The 25,151-nt window shown below is 32.1% G+C and carries 24 protein-coding genes and 1 pseudogene; 16 read left to right on the forward strand and 9 right to left on the reverse strand.

Annotation, left to right across the window (positions count from 1 at the left end):
* Positions 1–14: 14 nt before the first annotated feature.
* On the reverse strand, positions 15–875 hold the full coding sequence (locus HMPREF2737_RS06415; RefSeq protein WP_037548523.1) for a DMT family transporter: 861 nt from the start codon (positions 873–875) through the stop codon (positions 15–17).
* A gap of 787 nt (positions 876–1,662) precedes the next feature.
* On the opposite strand from HMPREF2737_RS06415, the gene nrdI reads away from it, so the two are divergent.
* The 8 genes and pseudogenes from nrdI to HMPREF2737_RS06455 all read left to right on the forward strand — a co-directional run.
* On the forward strand, positions 1,663–2,061 hold the full coding sequence (nrdI, locus tag HMPREF2737_RS06420) for a class Ib ribonucleoside-diphosphate reductase assembly flavoprotein NrdI (protein WP_037548524.1): 399 nt from the start codon (positions 1,663–1,665) through the stop codon (positions 2,059–2,061).
* The gene (gene nrdE / locus HMPREF2737_RS06425) at positions 2,024–4,129 is read left to right on the forward strand and encodes a class 1b ribonucleoside-diphosphate reductase subunit alpha (protein ID WP_037548525.1); all 2,106 of its coding nucleotides are present in this window, start codon (positions 2,024–2,026) and stop codon (positions 4,127–4,129) included. The genes nrdI and nrdE overlap by 38 nt, the downstream gene beginning before the upstream one ends.
* Positions 4,130–4,256: 127 nt before the next feature.
* Positions 4,257–5,225 carry a class 1b ribonucleoside-diphosphate reductase subunit beta gene (gene nrdF / locus HMPREF2737_RS06430; protein ID WP_037548528.1) on the forward strand — a complete coding sequence of 323 codons (969 nt, stop codon included), beginning with the start codon at positions 4,257–4,259 and terminating at the stop codon, positions 5,223–5,225.
* A 249-nt stretch (positions 5,226–5,474) separates the two neighbouring features.
* Positions 5,475–6,443 carry an ABC transporter permease gene (locus tag HMPREF2737_RS06435; RefSeq protein ID WP_037548531.1) on the forward strand — a complete coding sequence of 323 codons (969 nt, stop codon included), beginning with the start codon at positions 5,475–5,477 and terminating at the stop codon, positions 6,441–6,443.
* Positions 6,433–7,392 carry an iron chelate uptake ABC transporter family permease subunit gene (locus HMPREF2737_RS06440; RefSeq protein ID WP_037548534.1) on the forward strand — a complete coding sequence of 320 codons (960 nt, stop codon included), beginning with the start codon at positions 6,433–6,435 and terminating at the stop codon, positions 7,390–7,392. Before HMPREF2737_RS06435 ends, HMPREF2737_RS06440 begins: the two co-directional genes overlap by 11 nt.
* On the forward strand, positions 7,389–8,171 hold the full coding sequence (locus HMPREF2737_RS06445; RefSeq protein WP_037548537.1) for an iron ABC transporter ATP-binding protein: 783 nt from the start codon (positions 7,389–7,391) through the stop codon (positions 8,169–8,171). Before HMPREF2737_RS06440 ends, HMPREF2737_RS06445 begins: the two co-directional genes overlap by 4 nt.
* A 115-nt stretch (positions 8,172–8,286) precedes the next feature.
* A complete protein-coding gene (locus HMPREF2737_RS06450; RefSeq protein ID WP_037548541.1) occupies positions 8,287–9,324 on the forward strand; it encodes a ferrated catecholamine ABC transporter substrate-binding lipoprotein SstD in 1,038 nt (345 codons plus the stop codon).
* 42 nt (positions 9,325–9,366) lie between these two features.
* Positions 9,367–10,371 (forward strand): annotated as a pseudogene (locus tag HMPREF2737_RS06455) (siderophore ABC transporter substrate-binding protein); the annotation flags it as partial.
* Between the two features lie 62 nt (positions 10,372–10,433).
* On the opposite strand, the gene HMPREF2737_RS06460 reads toward HMPREF2737_RS06455, so the two are convergent.
* From HMPREF2737_RS06460 to HMPREF2737_RS06470, 3 genes are all read right to left on the reverse strand, one after another.
* Positions 10,434–10,748 carry a CHY zinc finger protein gene (locus tag HMPREF2737_RS06460; protein ID WP_037549153.1) on the reverse strand — a complete coding sequence of 105 codons (315 nt, stop codon included), beginning with the start codon at positions 10,746–10,748 and terminating at the stop codon, positions 10,434–10,436.
* A gap of 32 nt (positions 10,749–10,780) precedes the next feature.
* Entirely contained in the window at positions 10,781–11,704 is a 924-nt protein-coding gene (murB, locus tag HMPREF2737_RS06465) for a UDP-N-acetylmuramate dehydrogenase (protein WP_037548545.1), read from the reverse strand.
* A gap of 89 nt (positions 11,705–11,793) precedes the next feature.
* Positions 11,794–12,309, reverse strand: a complete 516-nt coding sequence (locus HMPREF2737_RS06470; protein ID WP_037549157.1) for a GrpB family protein — start codon at positions 12,307–12,309, stop codon at positions 11,794–11,796.
* A 109-nt stretch (positions 12,310–12,418) separates the two neighbouring features.
* Between HMPREF2737_RS06470 and HMPREF2737_RS06475 the strand changes: the two genes are divergently transcribed.
* The 3 genes from HMPREF2737_RS06475 (at position 12,419) to HMPREF2737_RS06485 (ending at position 15,179) form a co-directional block, all read left to right on the forward strand.
* Positions 12,419–13,294, forward strand: coding sequence for an EMYY motif lipoprotein (locus HMPREF2737_RS06475; RefSeq protein ID WP_037548548.1), 876 nt, complete (start codon positions 12,419–12,421; stop codon positions 13,292–13,294).
* Between the two features lie 132 nt (positions 13,295–13,426).
* On the forward strand, positions 13,427–13,747 hold the full coding sequence (ytxJ, locus tag HMPREF2737_RS06480) for a bacillithiol system redox-active protein YtxJ (protein ID WP_011276412.1): 321 nt from the start codon (positions 13,427–13,429) through the stop codon (positions 13,745–13,747).
* 310 nt (positions 13,748–14,057) lie between these two features.
* Positions 14,058–15,179, forward strand: a complete 1,122-nt coding sequence (locus tag HMPREF2737_RS06485; RefSeq protein WP_037548565.1) for a glycerate kinase — start codon at positions 14,058–14,060, stop codon at positions 15,177–15,179.
* 75 nt (positions 15,180–15,254) lie between these two features.
* On the opposite strand, the gene pepT is transcribed toward HMPREF2737_RS06485, so the two are convergent.
* From pepT to HMPREF2737_RS06505, 4 genes are all read right to left on the reverse strand, one after another.
* Positions 15,255–16,484 carry a peptidase T gene (pepT, locus tag HMPREF2737_RS06490; RefSeq protein WP_037548577.1) on the reverse strand — a complete coding sequence of 410 codons (1,230 nt, stop codon included), beginning with the start codon at positions 16,482–16,484 and terminating at the stop codon, positions 15,255–15,257.
* A gap of 14 nt (positions 16,485–16,498) precedes the next feature.
* Entirely contained in the window at positions 16,499–16,993 is a 495-nt protein-coding gene (locus HMPREF2737_RS06495) for a threonine/serine exporter family protein (protein WP_037548592.1), read from the reverse strand.
* Between the two features lie 16 nt (positions 16,994–17,009).
* On the reverse strand, positions 17,010–17,771 hold the full coding sequence (locus tag HMPREF2737_RS06500; RefSeq protein ID WP_037548609.1) for a threonine/serine exporter family protein: 762 nt from the start codon (positions 17,769–17,771) through the stop codon (positions 17,010–17,012).
* Positions 17,772–18,000: 229 nt separating this feature from the next.
* Positions 18,001–19,065, reverse strand: a complete 1,065-nt coding sequence (locus tag HMPREF2737_RS06505; RefSeq protein ID WP_037548627.1) for a GGDEF domain-containing protein GdpS — start codon at positions 19,063–19,065, stop codon at positions 18,001–18,003.
* A 363-nt stretch (positions 19,066–19,428) separates the two neighbouring features.
* On the opposite strand from HMPREF2737_RS06505, the gene HMPREF2737_RS06510 reads away from it, so the two are divergent.
* On the forward strand, positions 19,429–20,514 hold the full coding sequence (locus HMPREF2737_RS06510) for a glycosyltransferase family 4 protein (RefSeq protein ID WP_037548644.1): 1,086 nt from the start codon (positions 19,429–19,431) through the stop codon (positions 20,512–20,514).
* Between the two features lie 60 nt (positions 20,515–20,574).
* Here HMPREF2737_RS06510 and HMPREF2737_RS06515 read toward each other — a convergent pair whose 3' ends face one another.
* A complete protein-coding gene (locus HMPREF2737_RS06515; protein WP_037548661.1) occupies positions 20,575–21,216 on the reverse strand; it encodes a YigZ family protein in 642 nt (213 codons plus the stop codon).
* A gap of 143 nt (positions 21,217–21,359) precedes the next feature.
* Between HMPREF2737_RS06515 and fakB1 the strand changes: the two genes are divergently transcribed.
* From fakB1 to hpf, 4 genes are all read left to right on the forward strand, one after another.
* The gene (fakB1, locus tag HMPREF2737_RS06520; protein ID WP_037548680.1) at positions 21,360–22,226 is read left to right on the forward strand and encodes a fatty acid kinase binding subunit FakB1; all 867 of its coding nucleotides are present in this window, start codon (positions 21,360–21,362) and stop codon (positions 22,224–22,226) included.
* A 146-nt stretch (positions 22,227–22,372) separates the two neighbouring features.
* Positions 22,373–23,629: a DEAD/DEAH box helicase family protein gene (locus HMPREF2737_RS06525; RefSeq protein ID WP_176743852.1), complete on the forward strand. Its 1,257-nt coding sequence runs from the start codon at positions 22,373–22,375 to the stop codon at positions 23,627–23,629.
* The gene (locus tag HMPREF2737_RS06530; RefSeq protein WP_037548715.1) at positions 23,622–24,296 is read left to right on the forward strand and encodes a ComF family protein; all 675 of its coding nucleotides are present in this window, start codon (positions 23,622–23,624) and stop codon (positions 24,294–24,296) included. Before HMPREF2737_RS06525 ends, HMPREF2737_RS06530 begins: the two co-directional genes overlap by 8 nt.
* 61 nt (positions 24,297–24,357) lie before the next feature.
* Entirely contained in the window at positions 24,358–24,936 is a 579-nt protein-coding gene (gene hpf / locus HMPREF2737_RS06535; protein WP_037548740.1) for a ribosome hibernation-promoting factor, HPF/YfiA family, read from the forward strand.
* Positions 24,937–25,151: the final 215 nt, after the last annotated feature.

Genomic DNA, 25,151 nt, shown 5'->3' on the forward strand with positions numbered 1-25,151 from the left:
TGTTAGATTGTTGTTTAGTTATAGCGGTTTTGTCGTCGTGCCTTTTCGAACATATAATAGCTTGCACCAATAATAATGACATAACCGATAAGGGCATAGAAATCAGGTGTTTCACCGAATAATATAAATCCGAATATAGCCGTGAAAATGATTGAAGCATACGTAAAGATAGAAATATCTTTTGCAGGTGCAAAACTATAGGCTAGTGTAATACCGATTTGGCCAACTGCAGCAGAAAGACCTGCCCCTAAAAGATAAATTATTTGTATTGTCGTCATTGGCTCATAAGTTGCGATTGAAAACGGTATTAAAACGACAACTGAAAATAATGAAAAATAAAAAACAATAGTATATGGTGCTTCTCTGTTACTTAATGCACGAACACATGTGTACGCAGAGGCAGCAAAGATACCTGAAAATAATCCAGCTAAAGAAGTAATCATTGTTGAAGAAAACTCTGGTTTAACGATAAATAACATACCTAAGATTGCTACAATCATAGCAATGATTTGATATTTTCTAACTTTCTCATTAAGAAAAATTAAACTGAGTAGTATCGTCCAAAAAGGATTAAGTTTCATCAGTGTATCCGCATCGCTTAATACCATATGATCTATAGCGTATATATTTAATAAGACACCTATAAGGCCTAGTGTAGATCGAGAAATTAAAAGGGGTTGGCTACTTAATTTCCCAAACATAGGTTGTTTATATTTAAATATGAAGAATAATGGTATGAACATTGCAACAAAATTTCGAGCTAGGGATTTTTGAAATACAGGTAAATCTCCGGCGAGTCTAAAAAAGACTGACATAAAACTAAAACCGACAGCTGAAATTAAAATTGCAATAATACCTTTAACTTTTGGATTCAAGGTTAATCGCCTCATTTGTAATAAATTACCGTATACATAGTAGCATAATTCAAATGCTAATGCATGAATACTTGAAAATAATACCAAGATGTATTATTATTTATATACGAACAAATGTTCTGTTCGTATTAAAAACACGTTAAATACTATTTTTTTACAAATGTTATATTCGTGTTTTTGAAGCAAAATATAATTAACATTTGAATAATTGCGCAAAATATATTGATAATTTAAATGATTGGACTTCAAGAATGCCGACAATTCAATAGTTTATTTAGCTGCTAAAAATGCAACTAAAACACATCAAATATTCAAAAATAATTATTTGCGTTAATTTAAGTTGGTCTGATGCACATTCAGACGTTTTTCCGAACTTTTGTCACGAAATAGTTACTTTTAATTAAGAAAGCAATTCTGTATAATGAAACACAGAATATAGTATTAAAACATGAAACGAACCACAACATGTTGTGGTTGTATAAAAAGTTTGTGTTATACAAATTATTCATTTTAAAGGCAATTTCACACTTATTTTAAGTTGAAATTCCTAATTTAATACTATTAATACGAACGAGCATATAGATGAAATAGTCTCGAAATTTTAGTCTAAACACTACATGTAGTGGCTAGAAATGAAAGTCACTTCTTTTAGTATATTAATCATCAGCTAGTTGACATCCAATTAAATGTCTAAAATATGTCGTATTTATTGTCTAGCAAGTTTTCTTATCTATTAAGAGAACTTCTTTTTAATTAATATTATGGATTGACGAAAGAAGGCGTTCCAATGAAAGTAGTTTATTTTTCTTTTTCAGGTAATGTAAGAAGATTTATTAAACGAAGTGAAATTTCAGATGTAATGGAAATTACTAAGGATAATTGTACAGATCCATTTGAAGAACCTTATATTTTAGTTACGGGAACAATTGGATTTGGTGAAGTACCTAAAGAAGTACAATCGTTTTTAGAAGTTAATCATCATAATTTACGCGCTGTCGCGGCAAGTGGTAACCGTAATTGGGGACAAAACTTTGCGAAAGCGGGTAGAACAATTTCCGAAAAATACCATGTACCTTTATTAATGGAGTTTGAAGTACAAGGTTCTAATAAAGATGTTATTGAATTTAAAAATAAGGTGGGGCATTTCAATGAAAATTATGAACGAGAAAAAGTACAATCATATTGAACTAAATAATGAAGTTACGAAACGTAAAGAAAATGGTTTCTTTAACTTGGAGAAAGATCAAGAAGCATTAGCGGTTTATCTAGAAGAAATCCATGATAAAACAATTTATTTTGACAGTGAGATTGAACGTTTACACTATCTAGTAGATAATAATTTTTATTTCAATGTCTTCGACAAATATAGCGAAGAAGATTTAGTTGAAATCACTGAATTCGCAAAATCTATCAACTTTGAATTTGCAAGCTATATGTCTGCTAGTAAGTTTTATAAAGATTATGCGCTAAAAACTAATGATAAATCACAATATCTAGAGGATTATAATCAACATGTCGCAATCGTTGCACTATATTTAGCGGACGGTAATAAGCAGCAAGCGAAACAATTTATCTTAGCAATGGTCGAGCAACGTTATCAACCTGCAACACCAACTTTCTTGAATGCTGGTCGCGCACGTCGTGGTGAATTAGTATCATGTTTCCTATTAGAGGTAGATGATAGCTTGAACTCTATCAATTTCATTGATTCTACTGCCAAGCAATTAAGTAAAATTGGTGGCGGTGTAGCAATAAATCTTTCTAAATTACGTGCTCGTGGTGAAGCCATCAAAGGTATTAAAGGTGTAGCCAAAGGGGTGTTACCAGTTGCCAAAGCATTAGAAGGCGGATTTAGCTATGCTGATCAACTTGGCCAACGTCCAGGTGCAGGTGCAGTATATTTAAATATCTTCCATTATGATGTAGAAGAGTTCTTAGACACTAAAAAGGTAAATGCTGATGAAGACTTACGTTTATCAACAATTTCTACTGGTCTTATAGTGCCGTCTAAATTTTTTGATTTAGCAAAAGAAGGTAAAGATTTCTATATGTTTGCGCCACATACGGTTAAACAAGAATATGGTGTAACACTCGATGATATTGATTTAGAAAAATACTATGACGACATGGTTGCAAACCCTAATATCGTTAAGAAGAAAAAAGACGCAAGAGAAATGTTGAATATGATTGCCCAAACACAATTACAATCAGGTTACCCATACTTAATGTTTAAAGATAATGCTAACAAAGTACATGCCAATTCAAATATTGGTCAAATTAAAATGAGTAATTTATGTACAGAAATCTTCCAATTACAAGAGACATCAGTGATTAATGATTATGGTATCGAAGATGAAATTAAACGTGACATATCTTGTAACTTAGGTTCTTTAAACATTGTAAATGTGATGGAAACAGGTAAAATTAAAAATTCTGTTCACACAGGTATGGATGCATTAACAGTAGTTAGTGATGAAGCAAATATTCAAAACGCACCAGGTGTGAGAAAAGCTAACAGTGAGTTACACTCTGTCGGTCTAGGCGTAATGAACTTACACGGCTATTTAGCTAAAAATAAAATAGGATATGAATCAGAGGAAGCTAAAGACTTTGCAAATACTTTCTTCATGATGATGAACTATTATTCAATCGAACGTTCAATGGAAATTGCGAAAGAACGTGGTGAAGTATATCAAGACTTTGATCAATCAGATTATGCTAGTGGTAAATACTTTGAGTTTTATACTTCTCAAGAATTTGAACCTAAATTTGAGAAAGTGAAACGACTATTTGATCACATCGATATTCCAACTGCTAAAGATTGGAAAGCATTACAAGAACAAGTTCAACAGCATGGTTTATATCATGCATATAGACTTGCAATTGCACCTACACAAAGTATTTCATATGTACAAAATGCAACAAGTTCAGTTATGCCAATTGTTGATCAAATTGAACGTCGTACTTATGGTAACGCTGAAACATTTTATCCAATGCCATTCTTGTCTCCTGAAACAATGTGGTATTATAAATCAGCATTCAATACTGACCAAATGAAATTAATAGATTTAATCGCTACGATTCAAACACACGTGGACCAAGGTATTTCAACAATTTTATATGTGAATTCTGAAATTTCAACACGTGAATTATCAAGATTATATGTTTATGCTCACCATAAAGGGCTTAAATCGCTATATTATACTCGTAACAAATTATTGAGTGTAGAAGAATGTACAAGCTGTGCTATCTAATTTAAGAAACTTAAGATAACAAATTTTGAAAAGGAGGAAGTTTGTAGAGTCAAAATTTAAAAATGACTCTCAACTTATCCTCTAAACGAATGAGATTTGCTTTTTAGTAATTAAGGAGGATTTATAAATGAAGGCCGTCAATTGGAATACCCAAGAAGATATGACGAATATGTTTTGGCGTCAAAATATTTCTCAAATGTGGGTAGAAACAGAATTTAAAGTATCAAAAGATATTGCAAGTTGGAAGACACTAACTGAAGACGAGAAGAATACATTCAAACGTGCGTTAGCAGGATTAACAGGATTGGATACACATCAAGCAGATGATGGTATGCCGTTAATTATGTTACACACAACAGACTTACGTAAAAAAGCAGTGTATTCATTTATGGCAATGATGGAACAAATTCATGCGAAAAGTTATTCACATATATTTACAACTTTACTTCCATCTAGTGAAACAAACTATTTACTAGATACTTGGGTAATAGAAGAGCCTCATTTAAAATATAAATCTGATAAAATTATTGAAAACTATCACAAATTGTGGGGCAAAGAAGCCTCTATATATGATCAATATATTGCAAGGGTATCAAGTGTATTTTTAGAAACTTTCTTATTCTACTCTGGTTTCTATTATCCTTTGTATTTAGCTGGACAAGGTAAAATGACTACTTCTGGTGAAATCATTAGAAAGATTTTACTAGACGAATCAATCCATGGTGTGTTTACAGGATTAGATGCTCAAAGTTTACGTAACGAACTATCTGAAAATGAAAAACAAAAAGCAGATAAAGAGATGTATAAATTATTAGAAGATTTATACGCTAATGAAGTATCTTATACACATATGTTATACGATGATATCGGCTTAAGTGAAGATGTATTGAACTATGTCCAATACAATGGAAACAAAGCATTATCTAACTTAGGCTTTGAACCATACTTTGAAGAAAAAGAATTTAATCCTATCATTGAAAATGCATTAGATACTACAACTAAAAACCATGATTTCTTCTCAGTTAAAGGTGACGGATACACATTGGCATTAAATGTAGAAGCCTTACAAGACGAAGATTTCATTTTTGATAAATAATTATCAAAGACTAACATTAATAAGCCACTAGATTCAGTGTTGTTGATAACAACTACGAATTTAGTGGCTTATTTTTGTATCAAAAAGAGTACATCGTATTTGAACAAAAATAAATATTTACTTATGTATAAAAATACTATTGAAATTCACGTCTGTAATCTTTAATATTAATATTAACAACAATGATAATCATTATCGTTTATAACGATTATCATTTTAATACATATAGCAAGATGAGGAGAATTATTAGTGAAGTTTTTATTTAAGGGTTATGTTTTACTTATTTTATTAGTTTGTTTAACTATAGTCTCCTTATTTGTTGGAGTGAGTCAGCTCTCTCTTTCAGATATTTTCCACTTAAGTGAAGAGCAACAAAATATTTTGTTCTCAAGTCGTATTCCACGGACGGTTAGTATCCTACTTTCAGGTAGTTCACTCGCGTTAGCAGGATTAATTATGCAACAGATGATGCAAAATAAATTTGTAAGTCCAACTACGGTAGGAACAATGGAGTGGGCCAAGTTAGGTATTTTGATTTCGCTTATCTTTTTTCCGAAAGGTCACATCCTAATCAAGTTGTTATTTTCAGTAGGATTGAGTTTAGCAGGGACATATTTATTTGTGAAGTTAATTAATTTGATTCGTGTTAAAGAAGTTATATTCGTACCGTTATTAGGAATTATGATAGGTGGTATTGTATCTAGCTTTACTACTTTTATTGCGTTAAGAACCAATGCATTACAAAGTATTGGCAACTGGATGAATGGTAACTTTGCAATTATCACAAGCGGACGTTATGAAGTGCTTTATCTTGTAGTTCCATTACTCATTATCGCATTTATTTTTGCGAATCATTTTACGATTGCTGGTATGGGGAAAGACTTTAGTCATAATTTGGGTGTAAGTTATGAAAAAATTATAAACATTGCATTATTTATTACAGCAGCATTGACGGCTTTAGTTGTTGTTACTGTAGGTACTTTGCCATTTTTAGGTCTCATTGTACCAAATATTATTTCAATGTATAGAGGGGACCATCTGAAAAATGCACTTCCACATACGTTGATGTTAGGGTCAATATTTGTATTATTCGCTGATATCATCGGTAGATTAATCGTTTATCCTTATGAAATTAATATTGGATTGACTATAGGTGTATTTGGGACAGTGATATTCCTAATCTTACTAATGAAAGGTAGAAAGCATTATGCAAATTAGTTCTAACAAGAAAATCATCATATTAATTATTGCGACAATTTGCATGGCAGCATTTTACTTATTAGTAGGTTTAGACTTTGAAATTTTTCAATATCAATTTCAGAGTCGATTAAGAAAATTAATACTTATACTCATTGTTGGTGGTGCTATAGGGGCATCAGTTGTTATATTTCAAGCGATAACAACGAATCGATTATTAACACCATCAATCATGGGTCTCGACTCTGTTTATCTATTTGTAAAAGTGTTGCCAGTTTTTTTAGTCGGTACGCAAGCAGCAGTGGTTACAAATGTGTATTTAAACTTTTTTGTGACGTTAATTACGATGGTCTTATTTTCATTATTGCTTTTTGAAGGCATGTTTAAATTAGGACATTTCTCAGTATATTTCATTTTACTTGTAGGAGTCATCTTAGGAACATTCTTCCGAAGCATTACTAGCTTTATTCAGCTAATCATGGATCCTGAGTCATTCTTAGCGGTTCAAAGTGCCATGTTTGCGAGTTTCGAAGCCTCAAACTCACGATTGGTATTAGTATCTATATGTTTATTGCTTGTCTTAATTATTATTACCGTGATAATGCGTCCATATTTAGATGTACTACTACTTGGAAGAGCACAAGCAATCAATTTAGGTGTTTCTTACGAGACAATGACGCGCTTGCTACTCATATTAGTGGCACTATTAGTTTCTATTTCCACTGCTTTAGTTGGTCCTGTTACATTTTTAGGATTACTAACTGTAAATTTAGCCCATGAATTAATGAAGACATATGAACATAAATATATATTGCCAGCGACGATATTAATTAGTTGGATTAGTTTATTTATGGCGCAATGGGTCGTTGAGAATTTATTTGAAGCGACAACAGAGTTTAGCTTAATCATTGATTTAATCGGTGGAAGTTACTTCATTTACTTACTTGTCAAAAGGAGAAGTGCAAATTGATTGAAATTAAAAATTTAGACAAAGCTATACAGAATAAGCCAATTTTAAAAAATATTAACGTCGACATTCAAAAAGGTAGACTAACATCGCTTATAGGACCTAATGGCGCCGGTAAAAGTACTTTACTGTCTGCTGTTAGTCGTCTGTTTGAGTATGAAAAGGGAGCAATTAAGATTGAAGGTAAAGCTGTCGTAGATTATAAAAATGATGATTTAGCTAAAAAATTAAGTATTTTAAAACAAACAAATCATATAGAAATGAATATAACAGTTGAGCAATTAGTTAATTTTGGTCGATTTCCATATTCAAAAGGTCGTATGAAGAAAGAAGATTATGAACAAGTTGAATATGCACTAGACTTATTACAACTCCAGAATATTCGTCATCGAAACATAAAAACGTTATCTGGTGGTCAAAGACAACGTGCTTATATTGCAATGACAATTGCTCAAGATACAGATTATATATTATTAGATGAACCGTTAAACAACCTAGATATGAAACATTCTGTACAGATTATGCAGACGTTACGTCGCCTCTGTAAAGACTTAAATAAAACGATTGTCATTGTTCTACACGATATAAATTTTGCTTCATGCTATTCAGATGACATCATTGCACTAAAAAATGGTGAAATTGTCAAAGCAGATACAAAAGATAACGTTATACAAGCTGAGATTTTAAAACAATTATACGAGATGGATGTTCATATCGAAGAAATTAGAGGACAACGAATTTGTTTGTATTACGATGAAGACACTTTTGACTCACTTTTATAATTAAATAATTTAACCTGATATTTCAAAGGGGTGATGCTATTCGAAGACGTAGACAAGAGAGAAGTCCAATTGATGCGTAGCATAAAGGTTAAATATTTTTAGAGGAGTCGTACATATGAAAAAAACAGTCTTATTTTTAGTATTATCTTTAGTATTAGTTTTATCAGCTTGTAGTAATGGATCAAGTAGTAACGATTCAGGTTCTAAGAGTGATAGCAAAGATTCAAAAGAAACTGTGAAAATTAAAAATAATTTCGAAGCTTCAGGTAAAGAACAAGATGGTAGTGACGCTAAGAAAGTAAGCAACACTGTTGAAGTTCCTAAAAATCCTAAAAATGCAGTAGTCTTAGATTATGGTGCTTTAGATGTACTTAAAGAATTAGGTGTGGCTGATAAAGTAAAAGGCTTACCAAAAGGTGAAAACAACGAATCATTACCTGATTTCTTAAAAGAATTTAAAGATGATAAATATGTTAACACCGGAAATCTTAAAGAAGTTAATTTCGACAAAGTAGCTGCTGCTAAACCAGAAGTTATATTTATCTCAGGTAGAACGGCAAATCAGAAGAATTTAGATGAATTCAAAAAAGCTGCACCAGACGCTAAAATCGTTTACGTAGGTGCGGATGAGAAAAACTTAGTTAAAGACATGAAGAAAAACACTGAAAACTTAGGTAAAATTTACGACAAAGTAGATAAAGCCAAAGACATTAACGAAGACTTAGATGAAAAAATATCTGAAATGAAAGATGAAACTAAGAAGTTCAATAAAACTGTAATGTATTTATTAGTAAATGAAGGTGAATTATCAACATTTGGTCCTAAAGGTCGATTTGGTGGTTTAGTATTTGATACATTAGGCTTTAAACCAGCAGATAAGAATGTTAGCAATAGTCCACATGGTCAAAACGTAAATAATGAATATATTAGCAAGCATAATCCAGATGTTATTTTAGCAATGGACCGTGGTGAAGTTGTAGGCGGAGAATCAACTGCTAAAAAAGTGTTAAGTAATAATGTTATTAAAGACGTTAAAGCAGTTAAAAATGATAAAGTATATCAATTAGATCCTAAATTATGGTACTTTGCTTCTGGTTCAACTACAACAACTATGAAACAAATTGATGAATTAGAAGAAGTAGTCGATAAATAAATTGATGGTATAAGTTTTCAATATCGCCCAGAATAGGGCGATATTTTTTTAATATTAAGTCTTGCTTTAGTCTTAACAGCGTGTGGTAAAAGCTCTGACGGTAACAATGATACTTCGAAGAAGAATGACAATAAAGACATAGTTCAAATTGAAAATAATTATAAGACAAGAGGCGAGAAAAAAGATAAAAATGATACCAAAGAAATTAAAGAAACTGTTGATGTGCCGAAGAATCCAAAACGTGCAATTGTCTTTGATTATGGTGCCGTTGATGTATTAAAAGCGTTTGGCGTTCGAGACCGCATTATTTTATTGGATTACTTAAAGGTGAGAAAAATACTGCGTTACCTGAATTTCTTTCAGAATTCAAAGATGATAAATACATCAATACTGGTAATTTAATACAAATTAATTTTGATAAAATAGCTAAAGCCAAACCAGAGGTCATTTATATTTCTGGAAGAACAGCAACAGTGAATAATATAGATGAACTTAAAAAAGCTGCACCAGACTAAAATCGTTTATGTTGGTGCCAGTGAGAAAAATTATATAAATGATATGAAATCTGTAACAACTAAATTAGGAAAAATTTATGGTAAAGAAGATAAAGGTAAATCATTAATTGAAGAGTTGAATAAAAAAATAGCGGATACAAAAGCGAAAGTTGAAAAATTAGATAAGAAAGCAATGTATCTTTTAGTTAATGAAGGTAAATTATCTACATTTGGACCAGGTGGTAGATTTGGAGGTTTAATCTACAATACATTAGGATTTAAACCTACAGATGAGCATGTCAAAGCAAGTCCACATGGCCAAAATATTAATAATGAGTATATTACAAGTAAAAATCCTGATATTATCTTAGCAATGGATAGAGGACAAGTTGTAAGTGGCAAATCAAGTGCAAAACAAACGTTATCTAATGATGTAATTAAAGATATAAATGCAGTTAAAAATGGTAATATTTATGAATTAGATCCTAAACTATGGTACTTTAGCGATGGTTCAACTTCAACAACAATCAAACAATTTGATGAGTTAAATCAAAATAATAAAAACGTAAAGTATAAAGGCTTAGTAACAATCTTTCAATCGTTACTAAGCCTTTATTATAATTCAAAATATAAATGATAGTGGAATTTACAACGACTATTAAAATGTGCTTGGCATTTAGGACATAGCTCTGTCATCATATAATCTTGAATAGACATTTCATGTTTACATACACCACACATAATTGCTTTTTGATCAAATTCTTGTTCTGACCATCTTTTGATAGGGTGTGTTTCGTGTTCTTCGTGACATTGATAACACGAATAATATTTATTGCAGCATTTGAATTTTATTGCTATAACATCTAAAAAAGTATGGTAATGTGTGCATCGTGTTTCATTGTCTACAAGTGAGCCATAAACCTTTGGCATCATTCATCGTCTCCCATCAACATATATAGTTGCTATTCTTCAGGATGCTCTCCAATAATACGAACTTCACGATGAAGTTCGACATCGAATTTTTCTTTCACTACTTTTTGTACGTGATGAATTAAATCTTCATAATCAGTAGCTGTTCCATTATCTACATTAACCATGAATCCTGCATGTTTTTTAGAAACTTCTACGCCACCAACGCGATAACCTTGTAAATCTGAATCTTGTATTAATTTTCCTGCAAAATGACCGGGTGGTCTTTGGAACACACTACCACATGATGGGTATTCTAGTGGTTGTTTAGACTCACGACGTTCAGTTAAGTCATCCATCTTCGCTTGAATTTCGTCTAATTTTCCTGGTTCAAGTGTAAAAGCAGCTTCAAGTACAACTAAATGTTGCTTTTGTACAATACTATTTCTGTAATCTAATTCTAATTCTTTATTAGTAAATTGAATTAAATCACCTTCTTCATTAACACAAAGCGCGTAGTCGATACAATCTTTGATTTCACCACCATATGCGCCAGCATTCATGTAAACAGCTCCTCCGACAGAACCTGGAATGCCACAAGCAAATTCTAAACCTGTTAACACATGATCTCTAGCAGCACGTGAAACATCGATAATTGCAGCACCGCTTCCAGCAATAATAGCATCATCAGAAACATTAATATGCTTTAATGATAATAAGCTAATAACAATACCACGAATGCCGCCTTCACGAATAATAATGTTTGACCCATTTCCGAGGTATGTGACCGGGACATCTTTTTCTTTAGCGTATCTTACAATAGCTTGTACATCCTCATTTTTAGTGGGAGATAAATAAAAGTCTGCATTTCCACCTGTCTCGGTGTATGTATATCGTTTTAAAGGTTCATTTACTTTAATAATATCTTCAGGTATTAAGGATTTTAAATCTTGTAAGATGTCTTCTTGCTTTAACATAAGTACATCCTTTCTTCTCTTCTATAATCTAATCTTTATTATAGCAATTTTATAGATGATTTGCGAAAACGACAACAGAATTCAAAGTTTTACAACTTTTGAAATATATCTTCAAAGTATTTCTGTTTTTGATTTTCGTATGGTCTTATATAATTAACATGTTGGATAATAGAAGTCTTTTTTTCTGAAAAGTGACGTGCTATATCTGATTGTGTTGCAAGCACTTTGTCTACTTCAATATACTGTTCGAATAAGGGTGTGTCCATTTGAATAATGTGTAGGCGAATGGTTTGTCTCAAATCAATCATATTATTGAATTTAGCCATCATAACTTTCTTCTTATAGGGGTGATGGAGACGATAAAAGCCTAAATAATTTAATCGTTTCTCATCTAGAGCTGTGATATCATGTAAATTATTTACACCAACTAAAACATCTAAAATGGGCTCAGTTGCATAATTAAAATGACTTGTGCCTCCAATATGTTGCGTGAACTTTACAGGAGAATCTAGTAAGTTGAATAATGATGTTTTGGTTGTTTGATATAATGTGTCATATTCAGATTGAGTGTCGCCATGAATAAAAGGTTGAACGGTTGAGTACATTCGTATCTCCTTTAAATTATAAGTTTTGACAAATTCTGAAATACTATAACACAAATCATTTTCAATATAAATAGCTTTAGGTATAATACGTGTTGATAGGAGTGCATTTATGAAGAAATTAGCAATACTTTCTATAATGTTGATATGTGGCATATTGCTCTCATCGTGTGGCAATCAAAGTAGCGCGGACTTAAAGGATTTTCAAACACAACTTAATAAGGTTGAAGATGAGAAGAAAGATCTTAAAACTGTAATGGACAAGATTCACTTGAAACAATTGGATCAATTGAGCAAGACGGACACCACTGATAAGAATAAAAGAGAGTTTGAAGCACTACAGAAAGATATTAACAAACACTTAATTCCTCAATTTAAAAAATATGAAAAGTCAGCTAAACAATTACCAGCTGAACATCAAGATGTTAAAGACTTAAAGAACAAGTACTTAGAAAATGTAAAACAGGAAAAACAATCTATATATGATATTAAAACCTTTGTAGATTTATGTAATAAGTCAATTAAGGCGAATGAAGATATCTTGGATTATACAAAGTTATTTGAAAGTAATCGCTCACAAGTAGAAACGCAAATTAAAAAGTCAACTAATCAAGAAGATGCCAATCAGTTAACATCTAAAATTGAAAGTAACAATCAAAATCTTAAAGAAGCTGCACAAAAATACTTAGAAAGTGATGATACTAATTCTAAGAAAGCAATTGACGAACATATTAAACCGTTAATTGAGAAGCAAATTACAGAATTAAACCAAACCAATATTACTGATCCAAAAGTCAACAGTGCTCGCAAAAATGCGATTGAAATGTATTATAATTTACTGAATTACTATGACACGCGAGAAACTACCATTGAAATAGAGAAAAAACTTTCTAAAATTGATGTAGAAAAGTTACCGAAAACGGGTAAAGAATTAAGTAAGGATAATAGTGGCTTTTACGAAGATTTGAAAAAGTTAAAAAAGCAATAGATAGACATAGTTGATAAAATTAAAATTTTTGGTTAACAATGGACTTTGAAATGTGTATAATTGAACCCATTGAGTAGTTTATAAAGATTATAAAGAGCAACATGGGCATAAATAATTTTAGAGGTGAATAGAATGGCTATAAAGCTGAGTTCGATTGACCAGTTTGAGCAAGTACTTAAAGATAATAAATATGTATTTGTATTAAAACATAGTGATACTTGTCCAATCTCAGCAGATGCATACGATCAATTTAATAAATTTTTATATGAAAGAGATATGGATGGCTATTACTTAGTCGTTCAAGAAGAAAGAAAACTTTCTGACTATATCGCTGAAAAGACAAATGTGAAACATGAATCGCCACAAGCATTCTATTTTATTGATGGTGAAGCAACTTGGAATGCTAGTCACAGTGATATTAATGTATCTTCATTAGCTCAAGCTGAAGAATAATAACTATCAACAATTAAAAATAGTAAACGCGTTTAAATTAAAAATAATAGTTTAGACTGCATTATAAAGTGCAGTAGCTGACAGATCTGAGAGACTGGCCACACAATGGCTTCTCAGCTCTAGTCATCCATGCAGGAGTGGGCAATGAATTCTAGATGAATTCCGTGTCACTCCTGTTTTTATTTATCTATTTGCAACAGCTATTATTATGAAAAGTAGAGACAACCCATGTATAATGTGAAAGTGAAGTCGAATGTATAACATCTAAATCAATATATAAATAAAGAAAATGGCATGAGGTGATTAACAGATGAAAATATTAGTAGCAATGGATGAATTTAACGGTATAATCTCAAGTTATCAAGCGAATCGCTTCGTTGAAGAAGCGGTAGCCAGTCAAATTGAAGATGCTGATATTGTACAAGTGCCATTATTTAATGGGCGTCATGAACTAATGGATTCGGTGTTCTTATGGCAATCAGGTACGAAATATAGAGTAAATGTGCATGATGCGGATATGAAGGAAGTCGAAACAGTTTATGGTCAAACTGAACAAGGATTAACTATAATTGAGGGGAATTTATTTGTAAAAGGACAAAAACCGGTTGAACAACGTTCAAGTTACGGTCTAGGAGAAGTAATTATAGATGCACTGAATAATGGAGCCTATAACATTGTTATTTCACTTGGTGGCATCGATAGTTTCGATGGTGGTATTGGGATGATGCAAGCTTTAGGTGCTCAATTCTATAATGATGAAGGAGAACTTCTAGATGCACGTAAAGGTGCTCAAGTGATTAAATTTATTCGTCGAATAGATTTTTCTGCAATACCTCAAAATTTCAAAGATGCACATATTAAATTGATGTCTGATTTTTCTAGTAAATTATATGGTAAGCATAGTGAAATTATGAAGACTTATGAAACACATCAAATGACACGAGAAAAAGCGGCAGAAATAGATAATTTAATTTGGTACTTCAGTGAGCTTGTTAAAAATGAAATGAAAATTGCTATGGGCCCTATCGAAAGAGGTGGCGCTGGTGGTGGTATTGCAGCATTATTAAATGGATTGTACGATGCTGAAATATTAACAAGTCATGAATTGGTTAACCAAATAACACATTTAGATGATTTAGTTTCTCAGGCGGATTTAATCATCTTTGGTGAAGGTGTTAAAGAAGAGGATCACTTACTTGAAACAACGACTTTAACGATTGCAGAATTAGCGCAAAAACATAGTAAACCTGCTATTGCTATTTGTGCGACTGATGACAAATTTGATGTCTTTGATCAGTACCATGTTACAGCAATGTTTAATACTTTCGTTGAGATGCCAGAAAGATACACAGACTTTAAAATGGGCATACAAATTCGACACTTTACTGTTCAAGCACTTAGATTATTAAAAACGACATTAAATAATGCATAAATGAATAACTAACAAAAGGCAAACCGCAATTACCTATATAAGCATGGTAATTGTGGTTTGCCTTATTCATTAAGTTTATTTATGGTGATGTGTGACTTCTTGAGCAATACCAATGATGACTTGCACTGCTTTCTCCATTACATCGATAGATGCATATTCAAAAGGTCCATGGAAATTACCGCAACCTGTAAATATATTAGGAGTTGGTAAGCCTTTAAATGATAATTGTGAACCATCTGTTCCACCACGAATAGGTGCAGTGTTTGGTTCTATACTTAAATCATTGAACACTTTTTTAGGAATATCAATAATATATGGATGTGGTTCAATCTTTTCAGCCATATTATAATATTGATCTTCTATATCTACTTTCACTGGGAAATCTTCATAATGGACATTAATATCGTCACGAATTTCTAATAATTTTTTCTTACGTAATTCGAATGATTCTCTATCATGATCACGAATGATATATTGTAACGTTGCTTTCTCAACATTACCTTCGAATTTCATCAAATGATAAAATCCCTCATAGCCTTCCGTACGTTCAGGAACTTCGCTAGCGGGTAGTAGACTATGAAATTGATGGCCTAATGAGATAGCATTGACCATGATGTTTTTAGCAGATCCTGGATGGACATTCACACCATGTGTAGTTATCTTAGCCTCAGCGGCATTAAAACTTTCAAATTGTAATTCTCCAAATTCACTGCCGTCCATTGTATAAGCGAAATCTGCATTGAAACGTTCCACATCGAATTTATGAGGACCTCGTCCAATTTCTTCGTCTGGCGTGAATGCGATACGGATTCGACCATGCTTGATTTCTGGGTGTTCTATTAAACATTTTACTGCTTCCATGATTTCGACAACTCCAGCTTTATCATCTGCACCTAACAGTGATGTGCCGTCAGTAATCATTAGCGTATGACCTACAAGTTTTTTTAATTCTGGAAAAGTTTCTTGACTCAATACTCGACCAGTATCACCTAATTTAATTGTTTTACCATCATATTGTTCTACAATTTGCGGATTCACGTTGCTGGCATTAAAATCTGGTGATGTATCAACATGTGCCAGGAACCCAACGGTAGGGACGTCGAAAGATACATTGCTTTCTAACGTCGCAAATAAATATCCATTGTCGTCGAGATCCGTTTCTAAGCCAAAACCTTCAAGTTCTTGTTGTAATAAACGCAATAAATCCCATTGCTTCTCAGTTGAAGGTGTGGTTGAAGATTCCGGATTAGATTGTGTATCGATTTTTACGTAACGTGATAATCTATCTATAAGCTGTGCTTTCATAGCAAAACATCCCCTTAGACTCTATTATTCATATTATAAGATTTTCTATATGTTTTACCTTTAATTTTATCATAATACTGCTTTATACGTGTGTAAATATAGTAGAGGATTTCTGCTACTAAAATGCCGAATGCGATTGAACCAGAAATAAGTGTAACTTCTAAGAAAGTATTCACTGCTTGCGTATAATCATTTGAGACTAGATAACGTGTTGCTTCATATGCAGTTCCACCTGGAACAAGTGGAATAATTCCGGGCACTATAAAAATGATAACAGGGTGCTTATAACGACGACTCATAACATGGCTAAGTAACCCGAGTATTAAACTTCCTAGAAATGAGGCACCTACTTTTCCTAAATCCATATCTACAGTGAATTGATAAATTGTCCATGCTACAGCACCTACAAAACCACATGCTGCGAGTAGTCGCTTCGGTGCATTAAAAATAATTGAGAAGAGTACTGTAGAAATGAAACTAATAGTAAAATGGAATAAATAAAATAACATTTATAAACAGCCTTTCTTAAATAATTAGTAAAACGATGGCTACACCAGCACCGATGGCGAATGAAGTTAATGCAGCTTCCACGCCTCTAGACATTCCAGCTATTAATTCACCAGCCATTAAATCTCGAATTGCATTACAGATTAATATACCAGGTACAAGTGGCATTACACTTGAAATGGTAATGATATTTTGATTCGTGGCAATACCAAGTTTGGTAAATGTGGCTGCAATCGTGATGACGACAGCGGAAGCAACGAATTCTGAGAAGAATTTAATTTTAATAAAACGCTGTACTAAACTAAAAGTTAGAAAAGCAGCTCCACCAGCTATAACAGCAATCCAGCAGTCAGATGCTACACCGCCAAACATGAATAAAAAGAATCCGCAGGCAATTGCAGCAGCAAAAAAGTTTAGTAAAAATGAATATTGCAATGATGCTCGGCGCAAATGAATTAATTCAGATTTTGCTTCATCAATGGTTAATTCATTTCTGGAAATTTTTCTAGATAAACTATTAGTGAGTGCGATTTTTTCTAAATCTGTAGTACGTTCACGGATTCTAATAAGTCGTGTATTTGTTCGATCATTGAGTGAAAAGATAATGGCTGTTGATGTTACAAAGCTATATGTATCATGTAAACCATAACTATGAGCTATACGATTCATCGTATCTTCAACACGATAAGTTTCCGCACCAGCTTCTAGAAGAATTCTACCAGCTATTAAAACTACATCAATCACTTTATTTTCATCGATAATAGTGATTGAATCTGACATAAACGGCACCTCCGTAACATTAGATAGTTGAATTTATTTCAATAGACAATTTGAAGTGTACAACTTGCACATACAACTTGCAATAGTACGTTTAGTATTCATACCACATCTAGGCCGTTGCTAACATGAAATTAAGTATAATTACATATAAAAAGTCAACATATTTAGATAACCAGATATCTTAATAATTTGGTTAATCAATATGTTGACTTTTTTTACGTTTCTATAATTAAATGATTGGATTAAACATCACTTGATTACGACCTTCATTCTTAGCAACGTGAACCATATCATCGGCATCTTTGAAGACTTTTCGTTGTGATTTATGGTCATCTTGCGATAGGTAACCTACACCAATAGAGACAGATAATTTTATGACTTCCTTATTTGGTAAGTGGAATGAAGACTTTTCAACACCTGTTCGAATATTTTCAGCTAATTTAACGCTTTGATCCAATGAGTAATTACGAATCACAACTGAAAATTCTTCGCCACCATTACGAAAAATTTGAAACTGCTTTGGTACATAATTCTTTAATAACTGTGACATTTGTTTGAGCACAGCATCTCCAGATTTATGTGAATACGTATCATTTACATCTTTAAAACCATCTATATCAATTAATAATAAGGCAAGACTTTCATTTTTATCCTCAGCAATCTGAGATACATGATTTAAATGTCTATCAAATTCTTTTACATTACCTAGTCCAGTAAGATAGTCAAACTTATCTTCATTCTCATAGCGTGTGACTAATGAAAAGAAGTGCCACATATCAACAAATGTAATTGCAGAAGCGATGGTTAAAACGAATGAAATTGGGACTAAAAATGCGATTTCAGTAAGATCATATAGCGGACTAAAGATAGATAAAATAAGTAAAATAATAACACTAATCAAATTTAAAACGACTAAAGCTACAATGTCATTTTGTTTTAAAAAAGGTCCAACCATACTTACAATGATACCTATTACTATAAGTACTACACCATAAAGAAGTGAGTTTCCGAATGCGAACACTTCTACTAAAGCAACGATAACTGCCGATACAAGTGTATAGCCCATATTAGTAAAGCGTCCTAAAAATAACAATGGGACAAATGTTAAATGAACTAAATACTCTTGATGGAATGGAATTGGATAAGCTGCAAGTAGCAATGCAACAATCGTCATTAATACAGTGACATAGCCTTTTGAAAAGACCATTATTTTATTTTCGGAATATTGTAATCGATGAAATAAATAAATGCCAGCTACCATAACTGCAACATTATAAATGATAGATTCAATCATATTGGAATCGACTCCTTTAATTTAACCATTAGTTATTGTAAGTGAAAACTTACCATTTGTCATTAAGTTGTATCAGATAACATAAATAAAATAGATAGAATATTTGAACTTTTATATTCAAATGAATACTGAAATGATATGATATAAATTGATTATCTTTACAAAAAATTTACAATTAATTAAAAATAAAGATTAATTTGAAGAAATAGGGTAAAATAGTTGAAGTTTAATGAACTATTTAAAGAATAGTTAGTAAATTACAACTATAGTCCAATACAAAATTGATTCGAAAATTGTTTAAATAGAATGAATAGATAACTTGCAAATGTGTAAAATTAAAAGAGATTTATTGAAGGTGAACTGATGTATACTTTACTACTTATTGCTGTAACATTGGTAATCAGTTTAATATTAACACCTATGATTATAAAGGTCTCTATTAAATTTGATTTAGTAGATAGGCCAAATTTTAGAAAAGTACATACAAAACCAGTTTCAGTATTGGGTGGTACTGTTATACTACTTTCTTTCTTAATAGGAATCTGGCTTGGACATCCGATTGAAAGAGAAGTTAAGCCCTTAGTTATGGGGGCTATAGTTATGTATTTAGTAGGATTAATTGATGATATTTATGATTTAAAGCCTATTTTAAAGTTAATTGGTCAAATTGTCGCAGCTTCAATCGTAGCATTTTATGGAATTACAATAGATTTTATTTCGTTTCCTATGGGCCCGACAATTCATTTTGGAATATTAAGTATACCGATTACCATTATTTGGATTGTGGCGATAACTAATGCTATCAATTTAATTGATGGTTTAGACGGACTGGCTTCTGGAGTATCTGCAATTGGTCTTATTACAATTGCTTTTATTGCGATTTTACAGGCTAATGTATTTATTATTATGATTTGTAGTGTACTAATAGGATCATTATTAGGATTTCTATGTTTCAACTTTCACCCAGCTAAGATCTTTTTAGGGGATAGTGGTGCACTACTGATAGGATTTATCATTGGTTTTCTATCCTTACTTGGCTTTAAGAACATCACATTTATTTCATTGTTTTTCCCAATTGTGATTTTAGCTGTACCATTTATTGATACGTTATTTGCAATGATTCGAAGAATGCGAAATGGTCAGCATATTATGCAAGCAGATAAGTCGCATTTGCATCATAAACTTTTAGCTTTAGGATATAGCCATAGACAAACAGTATTATTAATTTATTCAATAGCGATTTTATTTAGTTTATCAAGTATCATTTTATATTTATCTCAACCTTTAGGTGTACTCATAATGTTCATTTTAATTGTTATCACAATTGAATTGATTGTTGAATTTACAGGTTTGATTGATGATAGTTACCGTCCGATACTTAATTTAATAACAAAAAAGAATGAACAACATCACGGTGATAATGGTGTAGATCAACATGATAAAAAATAAAGCCTTGTTTGTAATAACTACTTAAATGATTAGGTAGTGTTATACAAACAAGGTTTTTTATTAATTAGTGGGTATATCAAATGGTAATTTCTTTACGTCTGCTTCATGCAATTCGAAATTACCAGCTGTGTTCTTATTTAAAAATGCAATAAAGTCATCATATTCAGTTTGTACGACATCAATTTGATAACTAACCTTATCGGTATAAGTGGTATCTCTTAGTAAGTACGTTGTAGAGGCCAATTCATATTCTAACTTTCCAGTTAAATCATAATTGATAGTCACGGTAGTAGGAATAGCATCACGTAGTTCTACACGTCCTACATCATAAATGATGTCTCTAACAGCACCACTATATGCCCGTATAAGTCCGCCACCACCAAGTTTAATACCCCCAAAGTATCGAGTAACAACGACACAAACATTATGTACATCTAATTTTTTTAATATATCAAGCATAGGGACACCCGCAGTGCCACTTGGTTCACCATCATCATTGGCTTTCTGAATATTCATTTGATCACCAACTGTATAAGCTGAACAGTTATGCGTAGCCTCTTTATGTTGCTGCTTAATTTCGTTTATGAATGCTTTAGCTTCATCCTCTGATGAAACAGGTTTGATGTGTGCGATGAATCTAGATTTATTAATGACATTTTCAATCGAATGTTCCTGTTTAATCGTAATAATATGATTGCTCAAAGATGTTCACCTCCAATATATAAAAAGAATATTTGACCTTTATTATACACGCTTCATTTTAAATGAATAAATATCTGATTATGAATTTCTTTTTCAATAAAAATAATTTATAATAGCTTTGAGTATAATTGAGGAGGACTACTATGAAAATCGCATTAATGGCAGATTCAACTGGGTATCTACCACAAGACTTTATGGACCAATATGAGATACCTATTGCACCATTAAGTGTTACATTTGATGATGGAGAAACGTTTACTGAGAATGATAACGTACCAATTGAACGTTTTTATAATAAAATGGCCTCATCTAAAACATTCCCAACAACAAGTCAACCGGCTATTGGGGAATGGATTGAGAATTATGAGAAGTTAAGAGATAAAGGCTACACTGATATTATTGTGATTGCTTTATCAAGTGGTATAAGTGGCAGCTATCAATCAGCTACACAAGCTGGAGAAATGGTAGAAGGTGTCAATGTTCATACGTTTGATAGTAAATTGGCAGCGATGATTGAAGGAAGTTATACAATCTATGCTAAAGAACTCATTGACAAAGGATTTACACCAGAAGTAATTATTGAAGAATTACAAGAAATCCGAGAACAAGCTGGCGCTTACTTAATTGTTGATGATCTTAAGAATTTACAAAAAAGTGGACGTATAACTGGTGCTCAAGCATGGGTTGGAACATTATTAAAAATGAAACCTGTACTTCGTTTCGAAAAAGATGGCAAAATTCATCCTTTTGAAAGGGTACGTACTAAAAAACGTGCACTTAATACATTAGAAAAGAATATCTTTGAAATTATTAAAGACATTGATGAAGTGACCGTTTTTGTAATCAATGGTGATAAAATTGATGAAGGTAAAGACTTTTATAACCATTTAAAAGAGACATATCCAAACATCAATATCCAGTATTCAGAATTTGGACCAGTTATTGCATCTCACCTTGGTTCAGGCGGATTAGGTTTAGGATATTTCCCAAGAAAAATCGAAATTAATTAATTGTTTATAATTTAAGTCTAAAAGCGTTTAAGAAAGTATTGTTTATCACATAGTGTTTCAATACTTTTTTTAACATCTTTTAGGCTTTTTTATTTTATAAGGAGTGATTCGTAATAAAATTCTACGGAAAGTTAGTTAGTCCAGATGTGACGTTAAGTGATGAGACAGTTACTCAAGTTACACCTGGTATTATCGCTACAGATGATGGTTATCAATGTCTTCAATGTGGCAATATAGACAAACGTTATATGTATGAATATGAAACACCTTTTTCAGAAGAACGTATTATTTATTGTAGGTATTGTATACAATTGGGGCGCATGGACAATATTACAGAATTTAGGATTACGCAAAGTGAGAATTCTATTTCTGATGGATATTACGACTTACCCTTTCAATTATCAGAACAACAACAATATGCTTCAGAGGCCATTGTACAAGCAATTAAAACGCTTCAACCATTATTATTATATGCGGTTACTGGTGCGGGTAAGACTGAAATGATGTATGAAGGTATACGGGTAGCACGCCAACTTGGGTTTAATGTAGCCATAGTATCCCCAAGAGTAGATGTTGTAGTAGAAATTAGTTTGCGCATTAAAGAAGCATTCAATTCAGAAGACATAGATGTATTACACCAAAGTAGCCAACAACAATATAATGGTCACTTCATTGTTGCAACCGTTCATCAATTGTTTAGATTTAAATCTCACTTTGATGTTATATTTATCGACGAAGTTGATGCCTTTCCTTTATCAATGGATCCTCGGCTTATGGAGGCGATTCGATTATCATCAAAACAAAAGCATAGCCACATATTTATGACGGCAACACCTCCGAAAGAGCTGTTGAACCGTTTGTCTTCTGAGCAAATCATTACCTTACCTGCACGTTTCCATAAACATCCACTACCAGTCCCCAATTTCACATATTTCAAATTAAACGTTAAGCATATACAACTTAAATTGAAAAGAATTTTAATGAATCAAATTAACGAAAAACGATACACACTAGTATTCTTTAACAATATTGAATTGATGGTAGAGACGTACCAACATTATCGTTACCACTTTTCAGATTTAATCTATGTTTCAAGCAAAGATGCACTACGATTTAGCAAAGTTCAAGCACTACGAAACGGTGAACATGCTATCGTTTTTACGACAACAATTCTAGAAAGAGGTTTCACAATGGCACAATTAGATGTCATTGTCATCAACGCACATACTTTTGAAAAGGCTGCACTTATTCAAATTGCGGGTCGGGTTGGTCGTAAACAAGAAGCACCTACAGGAAAAGTGATATTTATGCATGAAGGTGTAAGTATAGCTATGATACAAGCTAAAAGAGAAATTAAAAAAATGAATCGATTAGGTATAGAAAGTGGGTGGGTAATTGGTTAAATGTATACAATGCGGATTGCCAATATATGAATCGCTTAATGTTTTTAACTTTTATCAAGTACCTCAACGTATGTGTTCATCATGTCTAGAAATGTGGGATAGTGTGAAATTAATTAAGAATGACCAACGTTGTCCTAAGTGCTTAAATTATCGGGATAATAAAGAAAATGACTGCTTGGATTGTCAATTTTTAGCTAAAAATTTTAAACTAATGGAACAGCTTTATTGTGACTACGAATATTCCGGTATTATGAAAGAAATGATACAGCAATACAAACTAATGAAAGATTATTATTTAGCTGAGGTTATAGCCTCACAACTCAACTTACCAAAAACATCTTGTGATCTGATTGTACCTATTCCATCTCCAATTGAACGAGACACTCAAAGAACATTTAACCCAGTCGCAACAGTATTAGAAAAAATGGGGGTTCAATATTCGAACCTTTTGGCAACTGAATTGCGTCCCAAACAGTCAAAACTTGGGAAAGTAGAGAGAGCAAGAGCTATGAATCCTTTTTATATTAAAGAAGATGTGGATTTAACCGATAAAGAAATATTACTCGTTGATGATATTTATACAACAGGATTAACAATTCATCATGCAGGGTGTAAATTATACGATAAAAATGTCAGAAAATTCAAAGTGTTTACGTTTTCAAGATAGGTTAAACGTGGTATTATAATAGTAAGAATTACCAACATAAGAGGTTAAAGGAGAGATAGCTATGATTAGATTTGAAATTCATGGAGATAACCTCACTATTACAGATGCCATCCGCAACTATATTGAGGACAAAATTGGTAAACTTGAACGTTATTTTAACGATGTGCCTAATGCAGTCGCACACGTAAAAGTAAAAACGTATCAAAATTCTACAACTAAAATCGAAGTAACAATTCCATTGAAGAATGTTACATTAAGAGCAGAAGAAAGACATGATGATTTATATGCAGGTATTGATTTAGTTACTAGCAAATTAGAACGTCAAGTACGTAAATATAAAACACGTGTTAATCGTAAGCATAAAACGCATGGAGAACCAGAAGCGTTTGTAGCTGAAGTACAAGAAGCACCGCCAGAAAATGTTGATGACATTAATGCTGAACCAACAAATGATAGTGAAATTGAGATTATTCGTTCTAAACAATTTAGCTTAAAACCAATGGATTCTGAAGAAGCAGTATTACAAATGGAATTATTAGGACATGATTTCTATATCTTCACTGATCGTGAAACAGATGGTACAAGTATTGTTTATAAACGTAAAGACGGTAAATATGGATTAATTGAAACGACTGAATAATTGATTAATAGTAAGTTATTAATTTAAATCAATTTTGAAATATATTTATGGTTTTAAGTTCACAATGACAATTTGCAGATATAACTAAGCTGAGAAGGTAATAATAATAAAATACACTCAGTTATAGTTATCCTTATAAGGGTGGGACGATGAATTCAAAATGAATTCTGTTCCACTCTTTTTTGTAACTAATATTATAGTAATTCGTGGACGCT

The sequence above is a fragment of the Staphylococcus sp. HMSC069D12 genome (assembly GCF_001810405.1).
Lineage (GTDB): Bacteria > Bacillota > Bacilli > Staphylococcales > Staphylococcaceae > Staphylococcus > Staphylococcus haemolyticus.